This is a genomic window from Streptomyces geranii (assembly GCF_002954775.1).
In the GTDB taxonomy this organism is placed as follows: domain Bacteria; phylum Actinomycetota; class Actinomycetes; order Streptomycetales; family Streptomycetaceae; genus Streptomyces; species Streptomyces geranii.
On record NZ_PJME01000025.1, the window covers coordinates 106,841 to 131,091 of the forward strand.

General features: G+C 70.8%; 18 protein-coding genes. 4 read left to right on the forward strand and 14 right to left on the reverse strand.

Annotated elements, in window-relative coordinates:
- Positions 1–9: 9 nt before the first annotated feature.
- The 5 genes from CW359_RS27460 to CW359_RS27480 form a co-directional block, all read right to left on the reverse strand.
- Positions 10–1,290: an RNA polymerase sigma factor gene (locus CW359_RS27460; RefSeq protein ID WP_105972825.1), complete on the reverse strand. Its 1,281-nt coding sequence runs from the start codon at positions 1,288–1,290 to the stop codon at positions 10–12.
- Between the two features lie 44 nt (positions 1,291–1,334).
- A complete protein-coding gene (locus tag CW359_RS27465) occupies positions 1,335–1,691 on the reverse strand; it encodes a YciI family protein (protein ID WP_105972826.1) in 357 nt (118 codons plus the stop codon).
- Positions 1,692–1,806: 115 nt separating this feature from the next.
- Positions 1,807–2,889, reverse strand: coding sequence for an LCP family protein (locus tag CW359_RS27470; protein ID WP_105972827.1), 1,083 nt, complete (start codon positions 2,887–2,889; stop codon positions 1,807–1,809).
- A gap of 108 nt (positions 2,890–2,997) precedes the next feature.
- Positions 2,998–4,335, reverse strand: coding sequence for a glycoside hydrolase family 10 protein (locus tag CW359_RS27475; RefSeq protein ID WP_105972828.1), 1,338 nt, complete (start codon positions 4,333–4,335; stop codon positions 2,998–3,000).
- Between the two features lie 133 nt (positions 4,336–4,468).
- Positions 4,469–5,515, reverse strand: a complete 1,047-nt coding sequence (locus CW359_RS27480; protein ID WP_105972829.1) for a LacI family DNA-binding transcriptional regulator — start codon at positions 5,513–5,515, stop codon at positions 4,469–4,471.
- 141 nt (positions 5,516–5,656) lie between these two features.
- Between CW359_RS27480 and CW359_RS27485 the strand changes: the two genes are divergently transcribed.
- Genes CW359_RS27485 through CW359_RS27500 form a run of 4 tightly spaced genes read left to right on the forward strand, consistent with a single transcriptional unit; the run spans position 5,657 to position 11,133 of the window.
- A complete protein-coding gene (locus CW359_RS27485) occupies positions 5,657–6,991 on the forward strand; it encodes an ABC transporter substrate-binding protein (RefSeq protein WP_105972830.1) in 1,335 nt (444 codons plus the stop codon).
- A complete protein-coding gene (locus CW359_RS27490) occupies positions 6,988–7,857 on the forward strand; it encodes a carbohydrate ABC transporter permease (protein ID WP_232838615.1) in 870 nt (289 codons plus the stop codon). The genes CW359_RS27485 and CW359_RS27490 overlap by 4 nt, the downstream gene beginning before the upstream one ends.
- 4 nt (positions 7,858–7,861) lie before the next feature.
- Positions 7,862–8,767: a carbohydrate ABC transporter permease gene (locus tag CW359_RS27495; protein WP_105972831.1), complete on the forward strand. Its 906-nt coding sequence runs from the start codon at positions 7,862–7,864 to the stop codon at positions 8,765–8,767.
- Between the two features lie 56 nt (positions 8,768–8,823).
- Positions 8,824–11,133: a beta-xylosidase/alpha-l-arabinosidase gene (locus CW359_RS27500; protein ID WP_105972832.1), complete on the forward strand. Its 2,310-nt coding sequence runs from the start codon at positions 8,824–8,826 to the stop codon at positions 11,131–11,133.
- Between the two features lie 64 nt (positions 11,134–11,197).
- Here the strand turns inward: CW359_RS27500 and CW359_RS27505 are convergent, their stop codons facing one another.
- The 9 genes from CW359_RS27505 to pstA form a co-directional block, all read right to left on the reverse strand.
- Positions 11,198–12,175 carry a DUF3152 domain-containing protein gene (locus CW359_RS27505; RefSeq protein WP_105972833.1) on the reverse strand — a complete coding sequence of 326 codons (978 nt, stop codon included), beginning with the start codon at positions 12,173–12,175 and terminating at the stop codon, positions 11,198–11,200.
- On the reverse strand, positions 12,168–13,127 hold the full coding sequence (locus CW359_RS27510) for a hypothetical protein (protein ID WP_105972834.1): 960 nt from the start codon (positions 13,125–13,127) through the stop codon (positions 12,168–12,170). The genes CW359_RS27505 and CW359_RS27510 overlap by 8 nt, the downstream gene beginning before the upstream one ends.
- A gap of 17 nt (positions 13,128–13,144) precedes the next feature.
- Entirely contained in the window at positions 13,145–13,654 is a 510-nt protein-coding gene (locus tag CW359_RS27515; protein ID WP_105972835.1) for a SigE family RNA polymerase sigma factor, read from the reverse strand.
- A gap of 165 nt (positions 13,655–13,819) precedes the next feature.
- A complete protein-coding gene (gene pstB / locus CW359_RS27520; RefSeq protein WP_232838616.1) occupies positions 13,820–14,695 on the reverse strand; it encodes a phosphate ABC transporter ATP-binding protein PstB in 876 nt (291 codons plus the stop codon).
- 39 nt (positions 14,696–14,734) lie between these two features.
- A complete protein-coding gene (locus CW359_RS27525) occupies positions 14,735–15,667 on the reverse strand; it encodes a sortase (protein ID WP_105972836.1) in 933 nt (310 codons plus the stop codon).
- 109 nt (positions 15,668–15,776) lie between these two features.
- Positions 15,777–17,759: an Ig-like domain repeat protein gene (locus CW359_RS27530; RefSeq protein ID WP_105972837.1), complete on the reverse strand. Its 1,983-nt coding sequence runs from the start codon at positions 17,757–17,759 to the stop codon at positions 15,777–15,779.
- A 133-nt stretch (positions 17,760–17,892) separates the two neighbouring features.
- Positions 17,893–20,586, reverse strand: a complete 2,694-nt coding sequence (locus CW359_RS27535; protein ID WP_157968643.1) for a hypothetical protein — start codon at positions 20,584–20,586, stop codon at positions 17,893–17,895.
- Entirely contained in the window at positions 20,586–22,331 is a 1,746-nt protein-coding gene (locus tag CW359_RS27540) for a substrate-binding domain-containing protein (protein WP_105972839.1), read from the reverse strand. Before CW359_RS27540 ends, CW359_RS27535 begins: the two co-directional genes overlap by 1 nt.
- Positions 22,331–24,097 carry a phosphate ABC transporter permease PstA gene (gene pstA / locus CW359_RS27545; protein WP_198655408.1) on the reverse strand — a complete coding sequence of 589 codons (1,767 nt, stop codon included), beginning with the start codon at positions 24,095–24,097 and terminating at the stop codon, positions 22,331–22,333. The genes CW359_RS27540 and pstA overlap by 1 nt, the downstream gene beginning before the upstream one ends.
- Between the last annotated feature and the right edge of the window lie 154 nt (positions 24,098–24,251).

Consider the following 24,251-nt stretch of genomic DNA (forward strand, 5'->3'; position numbering starts at 1 on the left):
CACGCGCCCCTAAAGGCATTCTTCCGCTCGGGTTCTCAACAAGTTCCGTTCTCTTTCGTTCTGGGTCAGGGACGCTGCCCTCAGGAAATCTGCTCTTGCCTCCTCCTTTCTGCCCAGGCGTTGGAGGAGGTCTGCTCTCACGCTCGGTAGCAAGTGGTAGTCGCGGAGGGTTGGTTCGGTGGTCAGGCTGTCGATGATCCGCAGGGCCTGGACCGGACCCTCCGCCATGGAGACGGCCACCGCTCGGTTCAACTCCACCACCGGGGAAGGGGATCGGGCCGCCAGGGCCGCGTACAGGGCGGCGATTCTGGGCCAGTCCGTGGTGTCGTAGGAAGCCGCGTGGGCGTGGCAGGCGGCGATCGTCGCCTGGAGGGTGTACGGGCCTGGGCCCGATGTCGATGTCGTCGCGCCCGCCGCTTCCGCTCGGGACAGGGCCGTGAAGCCTCGGGCGATCAGCATGCGGTTCCAGCGGGCGCGGTTCTGGTCCTTGAGGAGCACCGGTTCGCCTGTCGGGCCCGTGCGGGCCGCCGAGCGGGACGCCTGTAGCTCCAACAGGGCCGTCAACGCGTGCACTTCGGGTTCCTTGGGCATCAGGCCCTGCAGTACGCGGGCCAGGCGAAGGGCGTCCTCGCAGAGGGCGGGGCGCAGCAGGTCGTCGCCCGCTGTGGCGGCGTAACCCTCGTTGAAGATCAGGTAGATGACCTCCAGGACCGAGCCGAGCCGGGCCTCGCGCTGGGGGCCGTACGGGACCTCGAAGGCGACGTTCTTCGTCGCGAGGGTTCGTTTGGCGCGGACGATGCGCTGGGCGACCGTCGGTTCCGGGACCAGGAAGGCCCGGGCGATCTCCGGGGTGGTGAGGCCGCCGAGGAGGCGGAGGGTGAGGGCGATGCGGGACTCGGCGGAGAGGACCGGGTGGCAGGCCGTGAAGACCAGGCGGAGGAGGTCGTCGTCGATGTCCTCGGGGGTGGGGGGTTCGGGCGGCTCGACCGTGGTTTCCAGGCTGCGGCCGATCTCCGTCAGCTTGCGCGCGTACGTCTCGCGGCGGCGGATCAGGTCCACGGCCCGGTGTCTGGCCGTCGTCATGAGCCAGGCCGCCGGGTTGTCGGGGACGCCGTCGCGTGGCCACTGTTCGAGGGCGGCCACCAGGGCGTCCTGGGCCAGTTCCTCGGCGATTCCGATGTCCCGGACGGTGCGGGTGACGGCCGCGATGATGCGGGGGGACTCCAGGCGGTAGACCGTCTCGACCGTTCTGCGCGGGTCCTCGGTGGGCTGTGTGTGTTTCGGTGTCACAGCCCACCATCAGACACCCGTGCGGGCCTGGGGCCAAGGAGGGATCAGCCCTCGGCGATCTCCCGGACCTCGCAGGTCACCGTCCAGAACTCCTCGTGCACCTTCAGGAACCGCTTGGTCCACTCGATGGCCTCGGCCATGTCCTTGCACTGCGTGATGGCGTAGCCACCGACGATCTCCTTGGACTCCGTGAAGGGGCCGTCGGTGACCGAGATCTTGCCGTCCTGCCAGTGGACGCGGGCGCCCTGTGCGGTGGGGGTCAGGCCTGCGGTGTCGAGCATGACGCCGGCCTTGGTGACCTCCTCGATCAGTTCGCCCATGCGCCGCATCAGCTCGGGGCTGGGGCCTTCGGCGGGGGCGGTGGACTCGTCGATCTTCACGAGGGAGAGGTAGCGGGGCATGGGGGCCTCCTGGAGTTGGGCGGAGCCCGGGTCCTTTCCGGGCTCTCACCACTCCGTCGAACGGGGAGGGCCCGGATCGACACGGTCTCCGGAAAACTTCTCCCCTATTCCAGACCTACTTCAGGGTCGCCCACAGTTCCGCCGCCTCCGGCTGCTCCGCCACCACCCTGTTGGCGTCGGACGCCGCCGTCACCACCGGCATCGTGACCGTCTTCAGGTCGTCCGCCGACAGGCCCTGGAGGCTCTGGCCCAGGCTCATCAGCTCGGTGAGCGAGTCCAGACCGGTGTCCGTCGTCAGGCTGGCCGTCGCCACGTCGGCGACCTTGTACAGCTTGGCCGGGCTCGTCAGCAGGTTCGTCGAGGAGATCTGCTGGAGGAGGGCCTTGACCAGTTTCTGCTGGAGACCTATCCGGCCCAGGTCGCTGCCGTCGCCGATGCCGTGCCGGGTGCGGGCGAGCGCGAGGGCCTGGGTGCCGTCGAGGTGGTGTTCGCCCGCCAGGAGGTCGAGGTGGCTGTCGTCGTCGTGGATGTCCTCGTCCGTCGTCACCGTCACGCCGCCCAGCGCGTCCACCAGGTCCGCGAAGCCGGCGAAGTCGACCTCCAGGTAGTGGTCCATGCGGACGTTCGTCATCGACTCCACCGTCTTGACCGCGCAGACCGGGCCGCCCACCGAGTACGCCGTGTTGAACATGACCCCGTACGCCTCCGCCGTCGAACTCCCGTCCGACAGCGGGCAGGACGGGCGCGTGACCAGCGTGTCGCGCGGGATGCTCACGATCGTCGCCTTCGTACGGCCCGCGTCCAGGTGGACGACCATCGCGGTGTCCGACCGGGCGCCCTCGCTGCTGCCGCCGCCGAGTGCCTGGTTGCGCTTGCCGCTGCGTGAGTCCGAGCCCAGGACCAGGATGTTCAGCGCCTCGCTCGGGAGCGGTGTCGCCGAGGCGGAGGCTCCCGTCGACGGCAGCGCCTGCGTCTTGGCGGGGCGGTTGTCGCCGAGCGCGCTGTTGATGTCGACGCTCTTGATGTTGCGGTTCAGGTGCCAGTAGGCGTAGCCCCCGGCTCCTGCGGCGAGCACCAGGGTGCCGGCGAGTGTGAAGCCGACGGCCTTCAACCAGCGTGAGGGCCGTCGACCCACCTGCCGGGCTGCCTGTCTCTCCGCGCCCCCGTCGTCGTCGGACGTCTGTTCGTCTTCTCCCATCACAGGAGGAACGTACGTCCGAATTATTACGAGCGGGGGCGCATGCCCGGCATTCTTCGGAAAATCTCACACTTCTCAGGCGGAAATCAGCCCACGATCAATCCCGGATCAGCCGAGCGTCACCGTTGGTACGGGGTTGCTGCCGCTCCAGGTCCCGTTGAAGCCGAAACTCACCGAACCTCCGCTCGGCACCGTCCCGTTGTACGAGGCGTTGGCGCAGCTCACCGCCGCGCCCGACTGGGTGCAGGTGGCGTTCCAGGCCTGGGTGACCCGCTGTCCCGCGCCGTACGTCCAGCTCACCCGCCACGAGGACAGGGACCGGCCCGTGCAGGCGATCGTCACCTGGCCGGTGAAGCCGGTGTTCCACTGGTTCGGGACCGTGTACGTCGCCGTGCAGCCCTCGGTGGAAGGGGTGCCGCCGAGCGACTGGGCGATCGCGTAGTACGCCGGTTTCGGGGTGAACGTCTCCGTGTACGGGGTCGCCGCGCCGTAGCCGTCGAACACGTCCGGGATCCAGGAGTCGGAGTCCGTGAAGCCCCAGACGGTCACGCCGGTGCACCTCGTCACGGCCACGCAGGCGTCCGTGACGGCCTTGTAGTCGGCCGCCTGCTGGGTCAACTTGGCTTCCGTGGCGGGGAGTTGCATACGGATGTCCAGTTCCGTGATCGCCACGTCCAGGCCCAGATCGGCGAACCGCTGGATGTTCTGCTGGAGGGTCGACGGGTACTGGCCGAGGATCAGGTGGGCCTGCAGTCCGACGCCGTCGATCGGAACTCCGCGCTCCTTCAGGGACTTGACCAGGTTGTACAGGGCCGTGCTCTTCGCGTTGACGCCCTCGACGTTGTAGTCGTTGATGTAGAGCTTCGCGCTCGGGTCGGCCGCCCGTGCCCAGGTCAGGGCCTGCGCGATGTAGTCGGTGCCGAGGTTGTTGTACCAGAGGGTCGAGCGGTAGGTGCCGTCCTCGTTGAAGGGCTCGTTCACCACGTCCCAGGCGGCCAACTTGCCCTTGAAGCGCGTGACTTCGGTGGTGATGTGGTCCTGGAGGAGGGTGCTGAGCTGGGCGGGGGTCCAGGTGCCGTTCGTGAGCCAGCCGGGGTTCTGGCTGTGCCAGACGAGGGTGTGGCCGCGTACCTGTTGGTTGTGGGCCTGGGCGAAGGCGACTATCTGGTCGGCCTCGGTCCAGTTGTAGGTGCCTCGGGTGGGCTCTACGGATTCCCACTTCATGGCGTTGCCGGGGGTGAGGGAGTTGAACTGGGTGCCGGCCAGGTCGCCGTAGGTGCCGGTGAGTTTGGAGCCGGTGACTGCGGTGCCGATGACTTTGTTCTTGGCGGTGGCGAGGTCTCGTAGTGGGGGGTCTGCCGCGGTTGCCGTTCCGGCGAAGAGCAGGGTGGCGGCGGTGGTGGCTGCGGCTGTGAGGAGGGTCAAGGCTGTTCTGGAGGGTCTCATGCGGGGGCCTCCGAAAGTTTCGGCTGGGGTACCGATTGACTTCGGGGCAGTGTGGGGGGAGTTGTGCGAGACGTCAATGGGTTGGGGGTCGGGTGCGGGTTCGTTGTGGCTTGTCGCGCAGTTCCTCGCGCCCCTAAAGGGGCGCTGCCGTGCTGTTTCTCACCACCAGGCTCGTTGCCAGTTCCACCCTCGTCGCCGCTGACGTGTCCTCGTCTCTGCCCAGGCTCAGGACCAGCTTGGCTGCCGTTTCCGCCATTTCCATCAGGGGCTGGCGGACCGTCGTCAGCGGGGGGCCGACCCAGCGGGCGATCGGGAGGTCGTCGAAGCCGACGATGCTCAGGTCCTCCGGGATGCGCAGGCCGAGTTCGCGGGCGGCCTCGTACAGGCCGAGGGCCTGGAGGTCGTTGCCGGTGAAGACGGCCGTGGGGCGGTTCGGGGAGCGGAGGAGGTCTAGGCCGGCCCGGTAGCCGGTCTCGTGGTGGAAGTCGCCGACCCTGAGGAGGTCGGGGTCGACCGGGAGCCCGGCGGTTTCCAGGGCCGCGCGGTAGCCGTCCACGCGGGCGCGGCTGCACATCATGCGGGACGGGCCGCTGATCGAGGCGATGCGGGTGTGGCCGAGTTCGATCAGGTGGCGGGTGGCGGCCAGACCGCCCTGCCAGTTGGTCGCGCCGACCGAGGGCACGTCGTCGCCGGGGTCGCCCGCCGGGTCCATCACCACGAACGGGATCGAGCGGCTGGTCAGCAGCGCCCGCTGGGACTCGTCGAGGCCGGACAGGACCAGGATCACGCCGTGCGGGCGGCGGGCCGCGACCTGGTCGGCCCAGGTCCGGCCGGGGGTGAGGCGGCCCGCGCTCTCGGAGAGGACGACGCTCAGACCCTCCTCCCGCGCCGCGTTCTCCACGCCCCGGATGACCTCCATCGCCCACGCGCTCTCCAGCTCGTGGAAGACCAGGTCGATGAGGGGTGAGCGGGTCGCCTCGGCGCGGCGGCGGCGGTAGCCGTAGGCCCGCAGCAGGTCCTCGACTCGGGTGCGGGTCGCGGGGGCGACGTCGGCGCGGCCGTTGAGCACCTTCGAAACAGTCGGAGCGGAGACGCCTGCCTCGCGGGCGATCTCGGCGAGCGTCGCGGTCTGGGTGGACTGCGGAGTCGTCTGTGTTTCAGCGGGTTTCGAGGGTCTCATGGCCGCGATCGTATCCCTGCGTGACCTCTTGACGAAGACCTTGTCCCGCCATAAGTTCCCGGAACATTCGACGTACCACCCGAAAGATTCGCACACAGAGCCAGTCCGGTTTCGGTCAGAACATTCGCGAGAGGTGCTGTCATGGAGTCGAACAGAGCCCAGTTCACCGGTACGGGATTCAGCCGGCGCTGGGTGCTCGGCGCCGGTGCGTCCGCCCTGCTCACCGGCGGGCTCAGCGCCTGCGGTTCCGGTGAGGGTTCGGGCGGGGGCGGGGGGACGATCACCGCGTTCGTGTACGGGGACGACGCCGTGAAGGTGCAGCAGGCGGCCGTCGACCGGTTCAACAAGTCCGCCGCCAGCAAGACCGCCAAGGGCAAGGTCAAGCTGGAGAAGATCCCGGGTTCGGACTATCTGCCCAAGCTGCGTACGGCGATGGGGTCGCCGAGCGCTCCGGACGTCTTCTTCAACTGGGGTGGCGGTTCGATCAAGGCCTACGAGGCCGCCGGGAAGATCGTCGATCTGACCGACACCATCGAGAACGACCCGGTGCTGAAGAACGGCTTCCTGCCGTCCGTGCTCGCCGCCGGGGATCTGAAAGGCCGTCACTACGGCATACCCATGCGCGGGATGCAGCCGGTGATCCTCTTCTACAACAAGTCCGTCTTCGCCGAGCAGAAGCTCCAACCGCCCGCCACCTGGGACGAGTTGCTCGACATCAACACCAAGCTGAAGAAGGCGAAGATCACGCCGTTCGCCCTCGGCGGCTCCGATGTCTGGCCCGAGTTGATGTGGCTGGAGTACCTGGTCGACCGGATCGGCGGGCCCGAGGTCTTCAGGCGCATCCAGGACGGCGACGCGGAGGGCTGGGGCGATCCGGCGGTCCTGAAGGCCGCCGAGCTGGTGAAGGAACTCATCGACGACGGCGCCTTCGGGTCGAAGTTCACCTCGGTGTCGTACGTCAACGGCGGTGCCCCGGCCGTCTTCGCCAAGGGCAAGGCGGCGATGCATCTGATGGGCTCGTGGGAGTACTCGACGCAGCTCGGCAAGTTCCCCGACTTCGCCAAGTCCAACCTGGGCTGGGCGGCCTTTCCGAAGATCGAGGACGGCGTCGGTGATGTCCGCAATGTCGTCGGCAACCCCACCAACTACTGGTCGATCAACCCCCGTACGCAGAACAAGGACGCGGCGATCGCCTTCCTCAAGGACTGCGCGTCGGAGGCGTACGCGAAGGATCTGGTCGCCCTCGGCGATGTCCCGACCACCTCGAACGCGGCGGCGCTGCTGTCCTCCGCGCCCAACCCGAAGTACGCCAAGTTCCAGTACGACATGGTCCAGCAGGCGCCCGCGTTCACGCTCTCCTGGGACCAGGCGCTCGGCGACGAGCTGGGCACCAAGATGCACACGGAGATCGGGAAGCTCTTCACGGGCAAGTCGTCGCCGAGTCAGTTCGTGTCGGCGTGCAAGGGGCTGAAGTGACGGTCGCGGTCACCGGCAAGGGCAAAGGTCGTCCGAGCGCCGTCTGGGCGCTGCCCGCCGTGCTCTTCTTCACCTTCTTCGCGGTCGTCCCGATGGCCCTGGCCTTCTATCTCTCCTTCACCAAGTGGGACGGCCTCGGCGACCCGAAGCCCGTCGGGCTCGCCAACTGGCAGAAGCTGCTGGACGATCCGCGCCTGACCCAGTCCCTCACGCTCACCGTCCTTCTGACGGCGGCGAGTTGGGCGTTCCAGACCGTCGTGGCGCTGCTGCTCGGGGTGTGGGCGGCGGGGCGGCAGCGCAACCGGGCCGTGCTGTCGGCGATCTTCTTCGTGCCGTTCCTGCTCTCCTCGACCGCGATCTCGGTGCTCTTCTACGCCCTGCTCGACCCGAACTTCGGCATCATCCAGAAGGACACGCTCGGCTCGTCCAGCGGGGCGTTCCTGGCGATCGTGTTCGTCGGGGGCTGGCAGTTCATCCCGTTCCACACGCTGATCTACCAGGGCGGGGCCCGGCAGATCCCTCAAGTGCTGTACCAGGCTGCGGCAATTGACGGGGCCGGCCGCTACCGCCAGTTCTTCTCGATCACGCTCCCGCAGCTGCGGCACACCATCACGACGTCCACCGTGCTGATCGTCGTCGGGTCGCTCACGTACTTCGAGACGGTGCTCATCCTGACGAAGGGCGGGCCCGGCACGGACACGGCGATCCTGCCGTACCTGATGTACGAGGCGGGCTTCAAGACGTACGACTTCGGCTACGCGAGCGCCATCGCGTCCGCCCTCGTACTGGCCGCCACCGGACTGTCCCTGCTGCTCGTCCGGCTGACCGGCTTCGGCGGTATGCGCAGTACGCGTGAAGGGATGTGACGGAGTGTCACACGACACGCTCCCCCGGCCGACGGCCACCGATCAGCGCCCGGAACAACCGAAGAGGCGTCCGGACCGTCGGCGCCGGCACTGGACCCGACGGGCCAACCCCCTTGCCGGACTTGGCTCGTTCGTCTGGCTGGTGATCGTCCTCGTCCCGATCTACGCCATGCTGTCGGCCTCGCTCACCGGCCCGGACAAGGCGCTCACCGGCAACCCCCTGAAACCGCCCACCGATCCGACCCTCGACAACTACAACACCGTCCTCAACTCGGGTTTCGGGCATCTGCTGAGCAACACGGTGATCGTGGCCGTCACGGTCGTGGCCATCGTCCTCGGGCTCTGTGTCCCGCTCGCCTACGTCGCCGTGCGCACCCGGACCCGGTGGTCGGGCGCGGCCTTCCGGCTGTTCCTGCTCGGGGTGGCGATCCCGGCCCAGGCGGTCGTGGTCCCGCTGTACCTCCTGATCGCCAAACTCGACCTGTACGACAGCCTGTTGGCGGTGATCCTGCCGACGGCGGCCTTCGCGATGCCGGTCTCGGTACTGGTCCTCACGGGCACCCTGCGGGACATCTCGGAGGACCTGTACGAGGCGATGGCCCTCGACGGCGCCTCTCCCCTGCGCATGCTGTTCCAGCTGACGATCCCGCTGGCCAAGGGCGGGATCAGCACCGTCGTGATCTACGCGGCGCTCCAGGCCTGGAACGGCTTCCTCTTCCCGCTGATCTTCACCCAGTCCGACGAACCCCGCGTCCTCACCCTCGGCCTCTTCAACTACGTGAGCCAGTTCGGCGTGAACATCCCCGCCCTGCTCGCGTCGGTCGTCCTCTCCGGCATCCCGATCTTCGCCGTCTACCTCGTGGCCCGGCGCGCGCTGATCGGCGGTCTGATGGGCGTGGGCGGCAAATGAGCGGCACCGATGGCGACGGCGCATCCCGCCAACTCGCAGACCCCGACAGGAGTTTCATGACGACGACCGCCCCCTGGCGTGACCGGGCCCTGTCCACCGACGCCCGCGTCGCCGACCTGCTCTCCCGGATGACCCTGGAGGAGAAGACCGCCCAGCTGTACGGCGTGTGGGTGGGCGCCTCCACGGACGGCCACGGCGTCGCCCCGCACCAGCACGACATGACCGCCGACTACACCTGGGACGAGCTGATCACCCGGGGCCTGGGCCAGCTCACCCGACCCTTCGGTACGGCCCCCGTGGACCCGACGCTGGGCGCGCAGGCACTGGCCCGCGCCCAGCGCCGGATCGCGGAGGCGGGCCGCTTCGGCATCCCCGCGCTGGCCCACGAGGAGTGCCTGGCGGGGTTCACGGCCTGGCGGGCGACGGCGTACCCGGTCCCGCTGGCCTGGGGCGCGACCTTCCACCCGGCGCTGGTGGAGGAGATGGCCGCCCGCATCGGCCGCGACCTGGCCTCGGTCGGCGTCCACCAGGGCCTCGCCCCGGTGCTGGACGTCGTACGGGATCCGCGCTGGGGCCGGGTCGAGGAGACGATCGGCGAGGACCCGTATCTGGTGGGGACGATCGGGTCGGCGTATGTGCGGGGGCTGGAGTCGGCCGGGATCATCGCCACGCTGAAGCACTTCGCCGGGTACGCGTCCTCCGCCGGGGCCCGCAATCTCGCTCCCGTGCGGGCGGGGGTGCGGGAGTTCGCCGATGTGACCCTCCCTCCGTTCGAGATGGCGCTGCGCGAGGGCGGGGCGCGTTCGGTGATGGCCGCCTACAACGAGACGGACGGGGTCCCGGCCTCCGCCGACGCTCACCTCCTCACCCAACTCCTGCGCGAGGACTGGGGGTTCACCGGCACGGTCGTCTCGGACTACTTCGGCATCGGCTTCCTGGAGACCCTGCACCGGGTCGCCGGTACGCCCGCCGAGGCCGCCCAGGTCGCCCTGGCGGCCGGCATCGATGTCGAGCTGCCGACGATCCGGAGCTACGGCGACGCGCTGGTGGCTGCCGTGCACGCGGGAGACGTACCCGAGTCGCTGGTGGACCGGGCGGCGCGGCGGGTGTTGGCGCAGAAGTGTGAGCTGGGGCTACTGGACGAGGGGTGGGAGCCCGAGCCTTCCGGCCGCCCGATCGACCTCGACTCGGCCGGGAACCGGGCGCTGGCGCGGCGGTTGGCCGAGGAGTCGGTGGTGCTGCTCGCCAATCCGGACGGGTTGTTGCCGCTCGCCCCGGACACGCGGATCGCGGTCGTCGGGCCGAGGGCGGCGGACTCGCTGGCCATGCTGGGGTGTTACTCGTTCCCCTCGCATGTCCTGCCGAGCCATCCGGAGACCCCGGTCGGACTGGACATCCCGACCCTGCTGGAGTCCCTGCGCGCCGAACTCCCGGACGCCAAGGTGACGTTCGCGGAGGGCTGCGACACCTCGGACCCGGACACGGCCGGTTTCGAGGAGGCGGTGGCGCGGACCGCCGAGGCGGATGTGTGCGTGGCCGTGCTCGGCGACCGGGCGGGGCTGTTCGGACGCGGCACGTCGGGGGAAGGGTGTGACGTCGCCGATCTGCAACTGCCCGGCGTACAAGCCGAGTTGCTGGACGCGCTCGTGTCGACCGGGGTGCCGGTGGTGCTCGTACTGCTCACCGGGCGGCCCTACGCGCTGGGGCGTTGGCACGGTCAACTCGCTTCGGTGGTGCAGGCGTTCTTTCCCGGGGAGGAGGGCGGCCCGGCGGTCGCGGGAGTGCTGTCGGGCCGCGTCACCCCGTCGGGGCGGCTGCCGGTGAGCGTGCCGAGGGAGCGCGGGGGGCAGCCGTGGACGTATCTCCAGCCGCCGTTGGGGCTCGCGGGTGAGGTCAGCAGCCTGGATCCGACACCGCTCTATCCCTTCGGGCACGGCTTGTCCTACACCTCCTTCGCCTGGGAGGACTTCGCGGGTTCCGAGGAGGCCGAGATCGGGACCGACGGGTCGTACGAGGTGTCGGTGACCGTCCGGAACACGGGGGCGCGGGCCGGGGCCGAGGTCGTGCAGCTGTATCTGCACGATCCGGTGGCCTCCGTGACCCGGCCCGATGTCCGGCTGATCGGTTACGAGCGGCTGGAGTTGGCGCCGGGGGCGGCGCGGCGGGTCACCTTCCGGTTCCACGCGGAGCTGTCGGCGTTCACGGATCGGGCGGGGCGGCGGATCGTCGAACCGGGGGCGCTGGAGCTGCGGTTGGGGGCGTCCAGTGCGGAGGTGCGGTATGCGGCTCGGGTTCGGTTGGTGGGTGCGGTACGGGAGTTGGGGGCGGAGCGGCGGCTTCGGTGCGAGACGGAGGTCGGCCCGTAGCCCCTCGCTCCTGACCCGTCGGCCCCCACTCCTGGCCCGTTCCCCGTGACGCGGCCCCGCCGGCTCAGGGCACGGCGGGGCCGTCCAGGTAGCGGCCCTCGGTGTCGTACGGCCAGGCGTTCGACACGCAGCCCTTGAGGCCGTCGATCTGCTGCATCATCGCGGGGGCGGGTCGGCCGGGGCCCGGGCAGGTGAGATGGCTCTTGTTCAGCCAGTGGCCGACCTCGTGGTTGACGATCAGGGCGCGGTACTCGGTCGCGGGTCCGTCGAACTCGGGTGAACCCAGCTGCCAGCGCTTGAGGTTGATGACGACGTCCACACCGGCCCGGCAGTTGACCTCGCCGATGTGTTCCGGCTGCTGGACGTTGCACAGCTTGTCGGTGGTGTCCGCGGTGGCGATCTTGAACGTCAACTCGGCCTCGGGGCCGGTGACTTGGCGGAAGCGCACCCCTTCCTGCCGCCAGCCGCGCCGGTCGTTGAGGATGGCGCCGATCTGGCGGGCGGCGTCCGCCGGGTCGACGCCCGCCCCCTCCTCGACCTGCACCCGGAAGGGCGTGGCGGTGGCGGGCCCGCTGACGGCGAGCGGGGCTGTGTCGAAGGTGCCGGGACCGGAGGCGGGGATGGCGGGTGCCGACGAGGAGGCCTCTCCGGTTCCCGAACCGCCCGTGGCCGCCGGGGACTTGGGGCTCGCCGGTGTCCTGGGTGCCGTGGGCGTGTTCGCCGGCTCGGAGGGGTCCGGGCGCCCCGCGACGGTGGAGTCGTCGGGGGGCGTGCTCGTGGCGCCGGAGTCCGGTGTCCCGGATGTCTCCTCGTCGGCCGTGGGCTCGGTGGTCGTCCGTACCGCCTCCGAGGAGTCGGCCTGCGGCGCGTGCGACGCGTTGTCCGGCAGTAGCCGGGGCAGGAGCAGCGGGACCGCCGCCGTGCCGAGCGCGGCGAGGCAGACCGTGGCACCGATCGCGCCGAGCCGGGTCCGCTGCCTGCGGCGCCGGCCTAAGGCGACCCGGCTGCGGGGCCCGTTCGCTGCACGTCGTTGGTCACTCATCGGGGGTACCGCCTGTCTCGTTCGTACTGCCGGTGTCGCTCACGCTGCTGTTCGGGGAGGCCGAGGAGTTCGGGGAGTTCAGGGAGTTCGGGGACGGGTCCGGCGGGGCGACGGACGCCCCGCCCGCGAAGTCCGCCGCCGGGTCCGCCAGTTCCGCCGCCACCGCTTCCTTCACCTCGCGCTTCACCTCGGCCAGCAGTGCCGACGCGCCCGCCGCGGCCACCAGTTGGTCGGCGGTGACGGGCGGGGAGACCCTGGCGTCGGTGTCCGGGCCGACGGTCAGCTTCACGGTGCTGTTCACATAGCGGTAGCTGACGCTGACCGACTGGCCGCCCCACAGCGCGCCGCCCGACACGACGACCCTGGCCTCGATCCGGTCGCCGGACAGGTGCGCCGTACGGCAGACCAGCGCCGTGCCGGGCGGCTCCGGGCACTCGACGAGGGTGTCCTTCCCCGGCACGACCTGGAACGTCACGGGGAAGACGTGCCCCTCGGTGCGGCCCGCGAAGAGGTCCGTGCCGTGCGGGGAGACGGGCCCGATCAGGTCGCCCAGTGCCTGGGTGAGCGCGTTCGCGGTCCGCGCCCGGAGAGCCGCCTCGGACACACCCGCAGCCGTGGCCGTGGCCAGCGGCGCCGGGGACAGCGCCGGAAACGGCACAGTCGCGGTGTTGGTGGTGGGCGGTGGTGCGACCGCCGGGGTGACCGGCTGCGACGCCGTTCCGCCCGCCCCGGCGAGTACCGCCGAGCCGATGCCCCCGGCCGCGAGGACCCCCGTCACCGCGCCCACGACCGCCGCCCGCGCCCGGAACCGGCGGCGTCTGCCCAGCCGTACCGCCTCCTGGGTCAGGTCGGGCAGCGGTGCGAGGCCAGCGGCGGCCCGCTCCATCAGTTCCCTCAGCTCCCCGGCGAGCGCGTCGTCGTGTGACGTGTCGTCGGGCGGCGTGTCGTGCACGGGGACTCCTCTCGGCTTCAATACTCGGCGGTGTATACGTGGGCGTCGCCCAGCACCGTTCGCAGCCGGGTCAGGGAGCGGGAGCACTGGCTCTTGACGGTGGACTCGCTGCACCGGAGCTGCGCGGCCACCTCCGACACGCTCAGGTCCTCCCAGTAGCGCAGGACGACCATCGCCCTTGCCCGGGGCGGGAGTTGACCGAGCGCGGCCATGAGCGTGACGCGCAGCTCGGGTCTGGGCGCGGCGGGCGCGGGGTCGGGGCGGGCGTGGGCGAGGAGGTCGCGCAGCCGACGCCGACGCTCGTGCAGGAAGAGGCGGGTGAGGACGGTACGGGCGTAGGCGTCGAGGTGTTCGGCGCGGCTCGCCCGGTGCCAGTGCTGGAAGAGCCGGGCCAGCGTGGACTGGACGAGGTCTCGGGCGTGTTCGCGGTCGCCGCAGAGGAGGTACGCCGTGCGGTACAGGCGCTGGCCGCCCGCCCTGGCGTACTCCTCGAAGTCCCGGTCCCGCCGCCGGGCCGTCGCCGACATCCGCCCTCCCGTTTCCCTCATGCGTATGGCTGCAGCCGCGGCTGCGGTTCCTGTGCCTCATACGCATCACGCCCCTCACACGCCTCACAGGTGTTGTCGTCCTCACCTGTTCTTGAGCGTGTTCGGGGCGGAAAGGTTGAAGGGGGTACGAAGAAAAGTTCTGGCTCAGCCGAAGCGGCCCGCCACGTAGTCCGCCGTGCGCTGGTCCTTCGGCCCGCCGAACACGTCGTCGGTGAGGCCGTGTTCGACGATCCCGCCGGGCGTGCCCTGTTCTGCGAGGAAGAAGGCGCACTGGTCGGAGACGCGGGCCGCCTGCTGCATGTTGTGGGTGACGATCACGACGGTGACCTCACCGGCCAGCTCGTGGATCGTCTCCTCGACGCGCCGGGTCGAGGTGGGGTCGAGCGCCGAGCACGGCTCGTCCATCAGGAGCACCCGGGGGCGTACCGCCAGTGCGCGGGCGATGCACAGGCGCTGCTGCTGGCCGCCGGAGAGCGCGCCGCCGGGCTGCCTGAGCCGGTCGCGCACCTCCTTCCAGAGGCCCGCCCGGGACAGGGACTCCTCGACCAGCTGGTCCTTCTCACGGCGGCCGGTGCGCGCCCCGGTCAGCCGCAGGCCGGCCACCACGTTGTCGTAGATCGACATGGCCGGGAAGGGGTTCGGCTTCTGGAAGACCATGCCGATACGGCGCCGGGCGTCGGTCAGCCGCCAGGAGGGGTCGTAGATGTCCTCGCCGTCGAACAGCACCTCGCCTGCGAGCGCCGCCGCCGGGATCATCTCGTGCATCCGGTTGAGGGTGCGCAGGAACGTCGACTTGCCGCAGCCGGAGGGCCCGATGAGCGCCGTGACCTGCCCGGCGGGCATGGTGAGGGAGACATGGCTGAGCACCTGGTGGCTGCCGAACCAGGCCGCCACGTCACGTGCTTCGAGCGTGGCGGGAACCGTGGTCGCGGTCACGGTCACGGGATCGGCCTGCGCCGGAGGCAGGACGATCGTGTCGGTCAGGGAGTCGGCCAGCGAGCCGGTCAGGGAGTCGGTCATGTCGGGTACCTCGTATCGGGATGGCGGAGAACGGCCGGGTCACAGCAGGTTGGGCAGCAGTTCGGTGGCGTGGGTGGCGACCTGGAGGCCCAGTACGGCGACGACCGGCGCGAAGACGATCCAGGTCTGGTGCCGCCCCCACCGGTGCCAGGTCCACACCGCCCCAACTGCCGCTAGCAGCAGGGCCTGCAGCCACATCACCAGCGGCCAGGGCACTCCGGAGGGCCGGGCGAGCGGTTCCTCGGACTCGGGCAGGGTGCCGGAGCGGATGACGGCCGCCGGGGTCTCGGCGGGCGCGGACACCAGGTCGGCGTCGACGCGCAGCACACCGTCCGGCATGAAGCGCGGCCCGGTCGCGGTGACCAGCACCAGGCGCCCCTTCCCGGCGGCGAGCGGCGCGGGCGCCGGATCACCGGCCCGTCGTACCCCGCTGACCTGGTACGTCGCCTTGCCCTGACCGGTGACGACGGTGAACCTGTCGCCCGCCACGAGGTCGCCGAGGCTCCGGAAGGGGCCGCCGTAGGCCGCCGCGCGGCCCATCAGGACGCTGGTCCCGGCCTGCCCCGGCATCGGGGTGTCCCTGCGGTGGCCGGGCCCGTCGGTGAGTACGGCGGAGTCGGTGCCCTCCAGGACGACCTGGGACATGCCCAGAGCGGGTACGTCGATCAGCGCGACCGGCGTGCCCGGCGCGAGGAGCTTGCCCTGCTGGTCGACCTGGGCCACCGGGGCGGTGCCCTGGGCGAGTTGGTCGCGCAGGGCGTCGAACTCGGCCTGCTGGGCGCTGTGTTGCTGGATGCCGCTGAGCAACAGCAGCTGTGCGGTGACGCCGAGCAGCAGGGCGGCGAGGCTGAGCAGGCCGCCCCGGGCGAGATGGCGGACGGCGGTGACACTCGCGACGCGCGTGCGTGACGCGGACGTTGCCGGTGCCGCTGCCGGTACTCGCGCGGGCTTGGTCTGTACGGCGACCGTCACGGCGGCCCGCCTCCTTCGCGGTTCAGAGGTTCAGAGGTTCAGGGGTTTGGGAGGGTGCCCGGGGGACCGTGGCGGCGGTCCCCCGGGCACCGGTCGAACCGGTCGTGGATCAGGTGGACTTGATGACGAAGTTCACGCCGTACTTCGAGAGCACGGTCGTCGAACCGGCGTAGAAGGCGCGCAGCGTGTGCTTGCCCTTGGCCAGCTTCGGCAGGGTGATGGTGACCTTGCCGGCGCTCAGCGTGCCGGTGGCGACGACACGGGAGCCCTCGTAGATACGGACCGTGCCGCCGGGGGTCGTGCCGGTCGCGGTGACCTTCACGGTGACCTTGGCGCGGGCGCTGTGGGCGACCGACGCCGGGGCGGTGGTGCCGACGGCCGGGGTCGCCTTGGTGACCTTGAGGGAGGCCGTGGTCGAGGAGGCGTTGAGCTTGGCGGCGCCCGCGTAGGAGACGGTCAGCGTGTGCGTGGCCACCTTCAGACGGTTCGACAGGCTGACGGTGACCTTGCCCGCGCTGTTCAGGGTGCCGGTGCCGAGGGTGGTGGTGCCCTCCTTGACGGTGACCTTGCCGGAGGGGACGACACCGTGGCTGCCGGTCACGGTGACGGCGACCTTGGGGGCCTTGCCGTACGCGGTCGTGGCGACGGACGCCTTCGTGGTGCTGGCGTACTTGACCGCGCCGGTCCAGGTGGCGGCGTCGCCGGTGCCGATGAGGTTGGCGGCGGCGACCGAGACGGTGTAGGTGCCGGTGGCGAGGCCCGAGAAGGTGTACGACGTCGTCGTGGCCGGGACGTCCTTCGTGGCCACGACACCGCCGTCGGCGCCGAGCAGCGTCACGCGGTAGTCGGTGACGGGCTGGGCCGGGGCCGGGCTCGGCGCGGTCCAGCTGAGCTTGACGCTCGCGTCGCCGAGGGTGGTCTTGAGGGCGGGCTTGGCCGGCGTCTTGGCTTCCAGGCCGGTGATCTCCAGGCCGCCGACCTTGGCGTGCTTGGCGAGGTTGACCGAGCCGTTGTACGACTCGTTCACGAAGCCGAACTTGGCGATGACGGCCTCGGCGGCGTCGGAGGCGAGGGCCGCCTCGTGGGTACCGCTGGTGACGAAGACGTCGTACACGTCCTTGTCGAAGAAGACGCTGCTCGGGTCGATCGCCCGGGTCGGGACGACGTTGTAGACGTCGCGGCCGAAGGTGGCGTTCTCGTAGTAGCCGCCGACCGGGGCGAGCTTGCCGTTGACCGTGGTGACCGGGCTGGTCGCGCCGGAGTCGCCGGGCAGCGTGACGCTGGCCAGGTGGGCGCCGGCGGCGATCGCGGTCCCGCTGTGGTCGGGGGCGACGTCGTTGCTCTGCGCGATCCAGCTGCCCACGGAGAACGGTACGAGGGTGCCGTCGGCGGTGAGCGCGGCGTCGGCCTGGTTCTCCTGGACGGTCGTGATGCTGGTGTCGACCGTGGCCTCGCTGAGGCCGATCGCCCCGAGGAAGAACTTGCGGGTGCCGGAGCCGCTCTGCGGGAGCACCGGCTTCACGGTCTGGCCGTTGACCTTGTGGTCGCTGCCGGCCGCGTAGACGTCGTGCAGCTGGTCGACCGTCAGGCTGTCGAGGCCGGTGCCGCGCACCGCGACGCCGACCGCGTCCCGGGCGAACGGGATGTAGGTGAGCGCGGTGCCGGAGACGCTCGGGCCGCCGGAGGAGCGGGCGAAGTCGACCTGGCCCTTGACGGAGACGCCCGTCGCGTTCGGGAAGAGGTCGCCGGTGAGCGACATGCTGAGCGCGGTCCGGCCCGGCCCCGAACCGTTCGGCCGGGTGAACGCCGTACCGCCCGAGCGGGTCTGGATGGTGGCGGAGCCGATCGCGTCGTAGGAGGCGAGGCCCGCGCCGGCCGTCGACTTCACGGCGGTGCCGGCGTAGCTCTTGTCGTTGACGGTGTCACCGGCGAGGGCGTTCAGGACGTCCTGGGTGGTGTCGGAACCCACGCCCACGAGCTGGCGGAACGTTCCGGCGGGGGTGGGGTCGGCGGACGCCGGGCTCGCGAGAGCCAGCGTGCCGGACACCACGGCGGCGGCGACCATGGCCGCCGTGAGGCGCGTTCTGCGCATCGAGGTTCTCCTGTTGTGCGTCGTGGAACGAGAGAGGATCTGGCAAGGTGGTACGGGCTGTCCGCCCCGACTGCGATTCGGGGCGGGCGGCCGTCTGTGGGGAGCCCCGGCCGGTGGGCGGGGGCTCCGGGGGTCAGCCCCGGCCGGGTGGCAGCAGCCCGCGCAGCCGTTCCGGGAGGGCGAGTTCGGGGACGACGGTCAGCGTGCGACCGCCGGGGAGCGGGACCCGGAGCGGCAGCCGCAGTCGGCCGCCGCCCGCGAAGGGCGCCCCGAGTGCGGCGGCGGCACCGAGCGCGGCGCCCACGGGGACGGCGTAGCGCAGGGCGTTCGCCGGGTCGGCGGGGGTGGTGCCGGCCGCTGTCGTCTGGACGGCCTGACCACCGTCGTACGAGGGCTTGTCGCTGGGCGAGGCGCTCGCGCCGCCGCCACCGGAGGCGGACGCGGCGGCGCCGCCGGTCGTACCGCCGTCGGTCGCGCCCCCGGCGACCGTGCCGCCGAGCCCGCCCGAGTCGGCGGAACCGCCGCCGGACGTACCGCCGTTGGACCCACCGGAGGCCGAACTCCCGCCTCCGGAGCCCCCGTTGGTGGCGGCCGGGCCGGTGTAGTGGGCGAGGGCGGCGGCGGCCTTGACGGTCTTGGCGCGCAGGGACTTGGGCAGGGGCGCGTAACCGGCCGGGAGGCGGCCCGGGTCGGCGCCGCTGATCTGGCCCTTCTCGGCGGCGTAGGTCAGCAGGGTCGCGTAGTCCTTGCGGGCGGCGGAGTCGAGCTTCGCCGGGCGTACGGCCGCGTAGACGAGCTGGGCGAGCGGGTACGCGCCCTTCGCGGTGGCCCTGGCCGGGCTGATCTCGGGGGCGCCGGTGCCGGAGGCGCTCGCGGCGGCGGTGGTGAGGGAGGCCGTGGTGGGGGCGACGAAGGTGCCGGAGACGTTGCGCAGGCGCGCGGTCTGGAGGCCGTAACGGGCGGCGGAGGCCGCGTCCGTCACCGTGATCACGAAGCGCGAACCGACCGTCTGCGGGCCGGGGCTCTTGTACGCGGGCGGGCTGGCCAGCGGGTCCCAGACCGCCTTCCAGAGGCTGTCCGCGCGCCGGGTGTGCAGGGCACCGGCGTGCATGTCGGTGACGTACGGATGGAAGTCGATCATGCACTGGGGTGCGGTGGCGTCGGTGCCCGGCGGGATCGTGCACCAGGGGTCGCTCTTGGGGTAGGTGTCGGTGTTCGCCGGGTCGAAGGCGAAGCCGGTGGGGTTGAGGTCGGTGTTGGTGCTGAAGTACGGGTTGACCTTCATGCCCCAGTCGTCGGAGACGCCCGCGAGGAAGTTGCGGGCCTCCTTGTCGGAGACGATCCACTGCCAGACCGCGCGTGCCGAGTCGCTGTGCCCGAGGGCGGTGAGCAGGTCGGTGGAAGTGGCCGGGGTCTCCGGGACGGACAGTTCGGCGAACTCCGGGTTGAGCGCGATGAATTCGGGGTCGCTGGCGAGTCCCGCCGGGTTGTTCTTGGCCCAGCCGTACCCCTTGGCGGCGGTGGTGCCGACGACCGCTCCCCAGGGGGAGTTGCGGTAGGACTCGGTGAGCAGCTTGGCGACCAGGCGTGGGGTGAGGTCGAGCGACTCGACCTTGGTCCCGGCCAGCTTGCGGACGGCTTCGGAGGCCCCGGCTTTCGGCCTGCGCTCGACGGTGAAGCCGATCACCGTGCCGGAGAGGGCGGTTGGGGCGTAGACGGTGGGATCGGCGGGCGCTGTCGTGCCCGCGTCGGCGCCGAGGGCCCGGGTCGTGAACGCCAGCCCGGACGAGCCGTCGGCGATGAGCCGGGAGCGGGTGTCGGGCTCGCCGAGTTCCGTGTAGCCGTACACCTTGCCGCTCGGGCAGAGGGCGGTCTGCCAGCTGCTCATGGCGTCGGCGGCGAGTTCGCTGCCGCTCGTGGCGCGTTCGTCGGAGCCCAGCGCGCAGTTGACGCCGACGTTGTTGAAGCCGAGCTTGACCGCGATGCGGTTCTTCCAGTTGGTCGCGGAGACCGGCGAACCGGCGTTCACCTGGCTGGTGTCGGCGTACGGCTTGCCGTCCAGGTCGAGATGGCCCTGCGGGACGATGACCAGCCAGCAGGAGCGGGGGGTGAGGGTCCCGTTCTCCCGTACGGGGACTCCGCAGCCCAGGTGCGGGGCCTCGTTGGCGGTCTGCACCTCCATGTACTCCGTGCCGGTGCCGTCGGCGCCGGTGCGGGCGAAGTCGACCTCGTTGGTGGTGTTGCGGTTGAACAGGGCGTTGTTCTGGGTGCCGGAGGTGATGAGCGTGCCGTCGACGGCCTTGAAGGGGACCTCGCCGAGGCCGGAGACGTTTCCGGCGCCGTAGCGGTCGTCCTGGCCGTAGTTGGTGGGGTCGGCGCTGTAGAAGACCTTGCGGGTGTCGTCGTACTCGTTGCCCGGCCAGCTGCCCCGGTCGGTGGTCGGGGAGGCGCCGTACTGGCACTGGGTGCGCGGCGGGCCGGGGTTGGCGGCGACGGTGCCGTCGTCGTCGCCCCAGCACTGCATGATCTGCACGAAGTCGGTGTTGAAGAGCGTGCCCGCGAGGGTGGTTGGCGTGCCACCGGTCCAGGAGACGGTGACCGCCTGGCTGGTGAGGTGCTCGGTCTGGCTGACCGTGAACTTCATGTCCTTGAACTCACCGCGTCCGGAGACGGTCACGGCGGAACTGGTGCCTGCGGCGGCTGTGGCGGGTGGGGCGGTCTGGGCGAGGGCCAGGCCGGCGAGGGCGCCGGCGGTGGCTCCGGTGAGGAGACGGAGGAGGAGGCGCCGTATCCGGACGGTCTTGCGGTTGCTGTTCGCTCTCATCATCAACTCCCGTCCGTGGTACGGCGGTTCGCGCCGAGGGTGCGGGCTACGACGGACGGCAGCAGGACCAGGCCGAGGATGAGCAGGGCGGCGAGGACCATCAGGGTCTGGGTGCCGGTCCAGCCGCCGCGTCCGGCCACGGCGACGGGTTGGGCGAGGGCGATCGTGCCGTCCACGGCGGTGGCGGTGCCGCCCGTGCCGGTGACCGTGCCGCCGCCGGTGGTCAGGGCCTGCCCGGTGTCGGGGTCGACTGCGGGTTGCCCGGCGCCGCCCCCGCTCGCCGCCGTACCGCCGCCGGACGCGCTGCCGCCGGTCGCCGCCGCGCCGCCGGTGGTGCCACCGGACGCGGTGCCGCCGGACGCCGTACCGCCGGAGGTGCCACCGGCGGACGTACCGCCGGAGCTGCCCGAGCCTCCGCCCGAACTGCCGCTGCCTGAGGCGGGCTTGGCGCCGCCGCTGCCCGTGTTGCAGGGCGCGGCGCCCTTCTTGTCGCAGGCGGCGGGGTAAGGGGCGGTCTCCGCAAGCTTGTTGTGGCCGTCCGCGCTGAAGGTGGGGTTGTTGCAGCCCTTGATGTTGATGTTCTGCGCCTTCACCCCCGGGATACGGCGGATCTGGTCGAAGCCCGCCTGTACGAGGTTGATCGGCAGGGGTGAGTAGCCGAGTTGGGGCGCCTGTTGCTGGCCCTGGCACATGAAGTAGTAGGAGAAGGCGCCGAGCGTCTTGCCCTTGTCCTTGGTGAAGGTGCCCTGCACCTTGAGCGGCAGGATCATGTACGAGTAGCTGGACAGGGGGTAGTTGCGCTTGTCGGTGTCGTTGTAGACGCCTTCGAGCTTCTGGGTGAGGTAGTCGGCGGAGGTCTTGTTGGTGTTGATCTTCGCCTTGAGGAGTGAGACGGCGACGTTCTTGGGGGTCGGCTCGGTGTAGTAGCCCGCGTGGTTGAGGACCTTGGCGACGGGATAGCCCTCGTTGATGGCGTACGAGTAGTTGACGTACCCGATCGCGCCCTCGCCGTAGTTCTGGGCGACGTATCCGGCGACGCCCGGGTCGCCGGACTGGGCGATCATGCCGGAGACGGTCGGGTAGTACGAGGTCTGGCCGCAGGCGCCCGAGCGGCCGACCTTGGCGCAGTACGCCTTCCAGAGGGACGGGTGCTGGTTCGCCATCCACATCGTGAACTGGGCGGTGGAGCCTGAGCCGTCGGAGCGGACGACGGGGACGACGGCTCGGTGCGGGAGCTGGAGCCCCGGGTTGTCGGCCTTGACGACCGGGTCGTCCCAGTACTTGACGACGCCGGTGAAGATCTTGGTGACCACGTCTCCGGAGAGGCGGAGGTTGGTGACCTTCCTGCCGTTGACGGTGAGGTGGTACATGAACGAGGTGCCGCCCGCGACGATCGGCATGTAGGCGTAGCTGCCGGTGGAGGGGCGTTCGGCGGCGGAGCCGTCGGTGGGGTTGGTCTGGAACGGGATGTCGGACACGGCGAAGTCGACGGTGCCGCTGAGGAACTGACGCCGTCCGTCGGAGGAACCGCTGCCGGCGTAACTGATGCGCATGCCGTACTGGTTGACGGCCTTGCGCCACTGCTCGATGGCGTTCTCGGCCCAGGTGGAGCCTGCGCCGGCTACGGGGGTGTAGCTCTCGGCGGCGGCGGGGGGCGCCGCTGGGCCGGTGAGGAGGGCGGCGGCTGTGCAGAGGAGGGTGAGGAGGACTCGGAGGAGGCGGAGAGCTGTGGTGCGGTGGGTGGGCATCAGTCGGTCTCTCCGGGGGTGGGGGCGGGTGCGGGTCGGTGGGTGGTTTCCCGGCCTCCGGCCGGGTTGTGTTTCCCGCCCGCACCACCCGTGGCGCCTTCGTCGTCGGGTGCGGGTGGCCCCTGTGGGGCTGACTCGCCATTGGCGGCTGCGGGCAGTTCGGGGGTGGGAGGCCAGGGCGAGGGGGCTTCGCCTGCGGCGGCTGCGGGCAGGTCGGGGGTGAGTGGCCACTGCGGAGCGGCCTCATCAGCAGTTCCCCTCGGACCAACGGTGGATGACCCCTGCGAGGTGGCCTCGCCAGCGGCGGCTGCCGCCAGGTCGGGGGTGAGTGGCCACTGAGGAGTGGCCCCATCGGCAACTCCCGCCTGATCACCCGTGGGTGACTCCTGCCAAGTGGCTTCGCCTGCGGCGGCTTCCGCCGGGTCGGGGGCCGGTGACTCCTGCCAGGCGTACCCGCCACCGTCCGCTGCCGCTGCCTCTGCCTCTGCCTCTGTCACTGCCGTCGGTCCAGCAGCAGGCGAACCCTGCGGGACGCCCTGCCCCTCGGCGGCTGCTGCTGTCGCCGGGTCGGACGTGAGCGGTAGTTGCGACGCGCTACCCGCGTCTGCCGCTGCTGCTGCCGCCGCTGCAGTCCCCGAGTCCGCAGCCGGTGTGTCGAACAGCGACAACCCCGGGCCCTGCTCGTGCAGTTCGGCGAAGCGGGTCGTGTCTCTGCGGGAGGCTCGGGCCGTTCGGCGGGACTGGCGGCGGGTCTGGTGGCCGGGGCCTCGGCCGCCGATCACTCGGGCGATCACGAACAGCACCAGGACCATCGTCATCAGCACCGCCGCCGCGCCGAAGCCCCTCGCGATCATCTCCTGCTGCGGTGACTTGACGAAGTTGAAGACCGCCAGCGGCAACGACACCATCGGGCCGGACGTCGGGTCGGCGTTCAGGGCCGCTGTGAAGCCCGCGGTCAGCAGGACCGGTGACGTCTCGCCGATTCCTCGTGCCGTGCCGAGGATGACCGCCGTCGCGAGGCCCGAGCGCGCCGTGGGCAGGACCACGTGCCACACCGTGCGCCAGCGCGGTGCGCCCAGGGCCTCCGCCGCCTCCGTCAACGTGCCCGGCACCAGGCGCAGCACCACGTCCGAGGCCCTGATCACGATCGGCAGCATCATCACGCTGATCGCGAACCCGGCCGCCAGGCCCGACTTCTGCATCCCGAGCCCGAGGATCCACACCGCGTACACCATCAGGCCCGCCACGATCGACGGCAGCGCGGTCATCGCCTCGACGATCGTGCGGACGAATCGGGAGAAGCGGCCCGGGATCTGGTTCAGGTACACCGCGCAGGCCAGGCCCAGCGGGACCGTGATCGTCAGCGCTATCGCCATCATGATCAGCGTGCCGGTCATCGCGTGGGCGATACCGCCCATCGTCAACGGGTCCAGCGGGCCCGTCGCCTGCATGTCCTGGGTGAAGAAGTTGCCGTGCGGCAGCGCGTCCTTGCCGCGCCAGGCGGTGAAGCCGACGACCAGGGCGAGCGCGGAGAACAGCAGCGAGGCCGCCGTCCACAGCACGACCGTCATCACCCGGTCCCGTACCGCCTGGCCGTCCTCCTCGAAGCCGGTCAGCACCGCGTAGACGGTGAGGAAGACGACGTAGGCGGTGACGACGAAGCCCAACATCCCCGAGAACGGGGCCAGTTCGCCGAACAGCAGGATCGTCACGCAGAGGGCCGAGGCCGCCGCACCCGTCAGGGACAGTACGGCGGAACGGCTCACCCCACCTATGCGGCGCGGCTGTTCGGGGGAGGGGGAGAGGGAGGAAGAGTGGGGGGAAGCGGGGGAGACGGGGGTGGGAGGTGCGGAATCCTGCGGTGCTACGGACCCCGCGGGCGTTTCGCCCTCAACAGGCTGCTCTTTCACCACGGTTACG

Coding starts and splice junctions, on each gene's coding strand:
- CW359_RS27465 (WP_105972826.1), bottom strand. CDS start 1,691: ATGCCCCGCTACCTCTCCCTCGTGAAGATCGACGAGTCCACCGCCCCC.
- CW359_RS27470 (WP_105972827.1), bottom strand. CDS start 2,889: ATGGGAGAAGACGAACAGACGTCCGACGACGACGGGGGCGCGGAGAGA.
- CW359_RS27475 (WP_105972828.1), bottom strand. CDS start 4,335: ATGAGACCCTCCAGAACAGCCTTGACCCTCCTCACAGCCGCAGCCACC.
- CW359_RS27480 (WP_105972829.1), bottom strand. CDS start 5,515: ATGAGACCCTCGAAACCCGCTGAAACACAGACGACTCCGCAGTCCACC.
- CW359_RS27485 (WP_105972830.1), top strand. CDS start 5,657: ATGGAGTCGAACAGAGCCCAGTTCACCGGTACGGGATTCAGCCGGCGC.
- CW359_RS27500 (WP_105972832.1), top strand. CDS start 8,824: ATGACGACGACCGCCCCCTGGCGTGACCGGGCCCTGTCCACCGACGCC.
- CW359_RS27505 (WP_105972833.1), bottom strand. CDS start 12,175: ATGAGTGACCAACGACGTGCAGCGAACGGGCCCCGCAGCCGGGTCGCC.
- CW359_RS27515 (WP_105972835.1), bottom strand. CDS start 13,654: ATGTCGGCGACGGCCCGGCGGCGGGACCGGGACTTCGAGGAGTACGCC.
- pstB (WP_232838616.1), bottom strand. CDS start 14,695: ATGACCGACTCCCTGACCGGCTCGCTGGCCGACTCCCTGACCGACACG.
- CW359_RS27530 (WP_105972837.1), bottom strand. CDS start 17,759: ATGCGCAGAACGCGCCTCACGGCGGCCATGGTCGCCGCCGCCGTGGTG.
- CW359_RS27535 (WP_157968643.1), bottom strand. CDS start 20,586: ATGATGAGAGCGAACAGCAACCGCAAGACCGTCCGGATACGGCGCCTC.
- CW359_RS27540 (WP_105972839.1), bottom strand. CDS start 22,331: ATGCCCACCCACCGCACCACAGCTCTCCGCCTCCTCCGAGTCCTCCTC.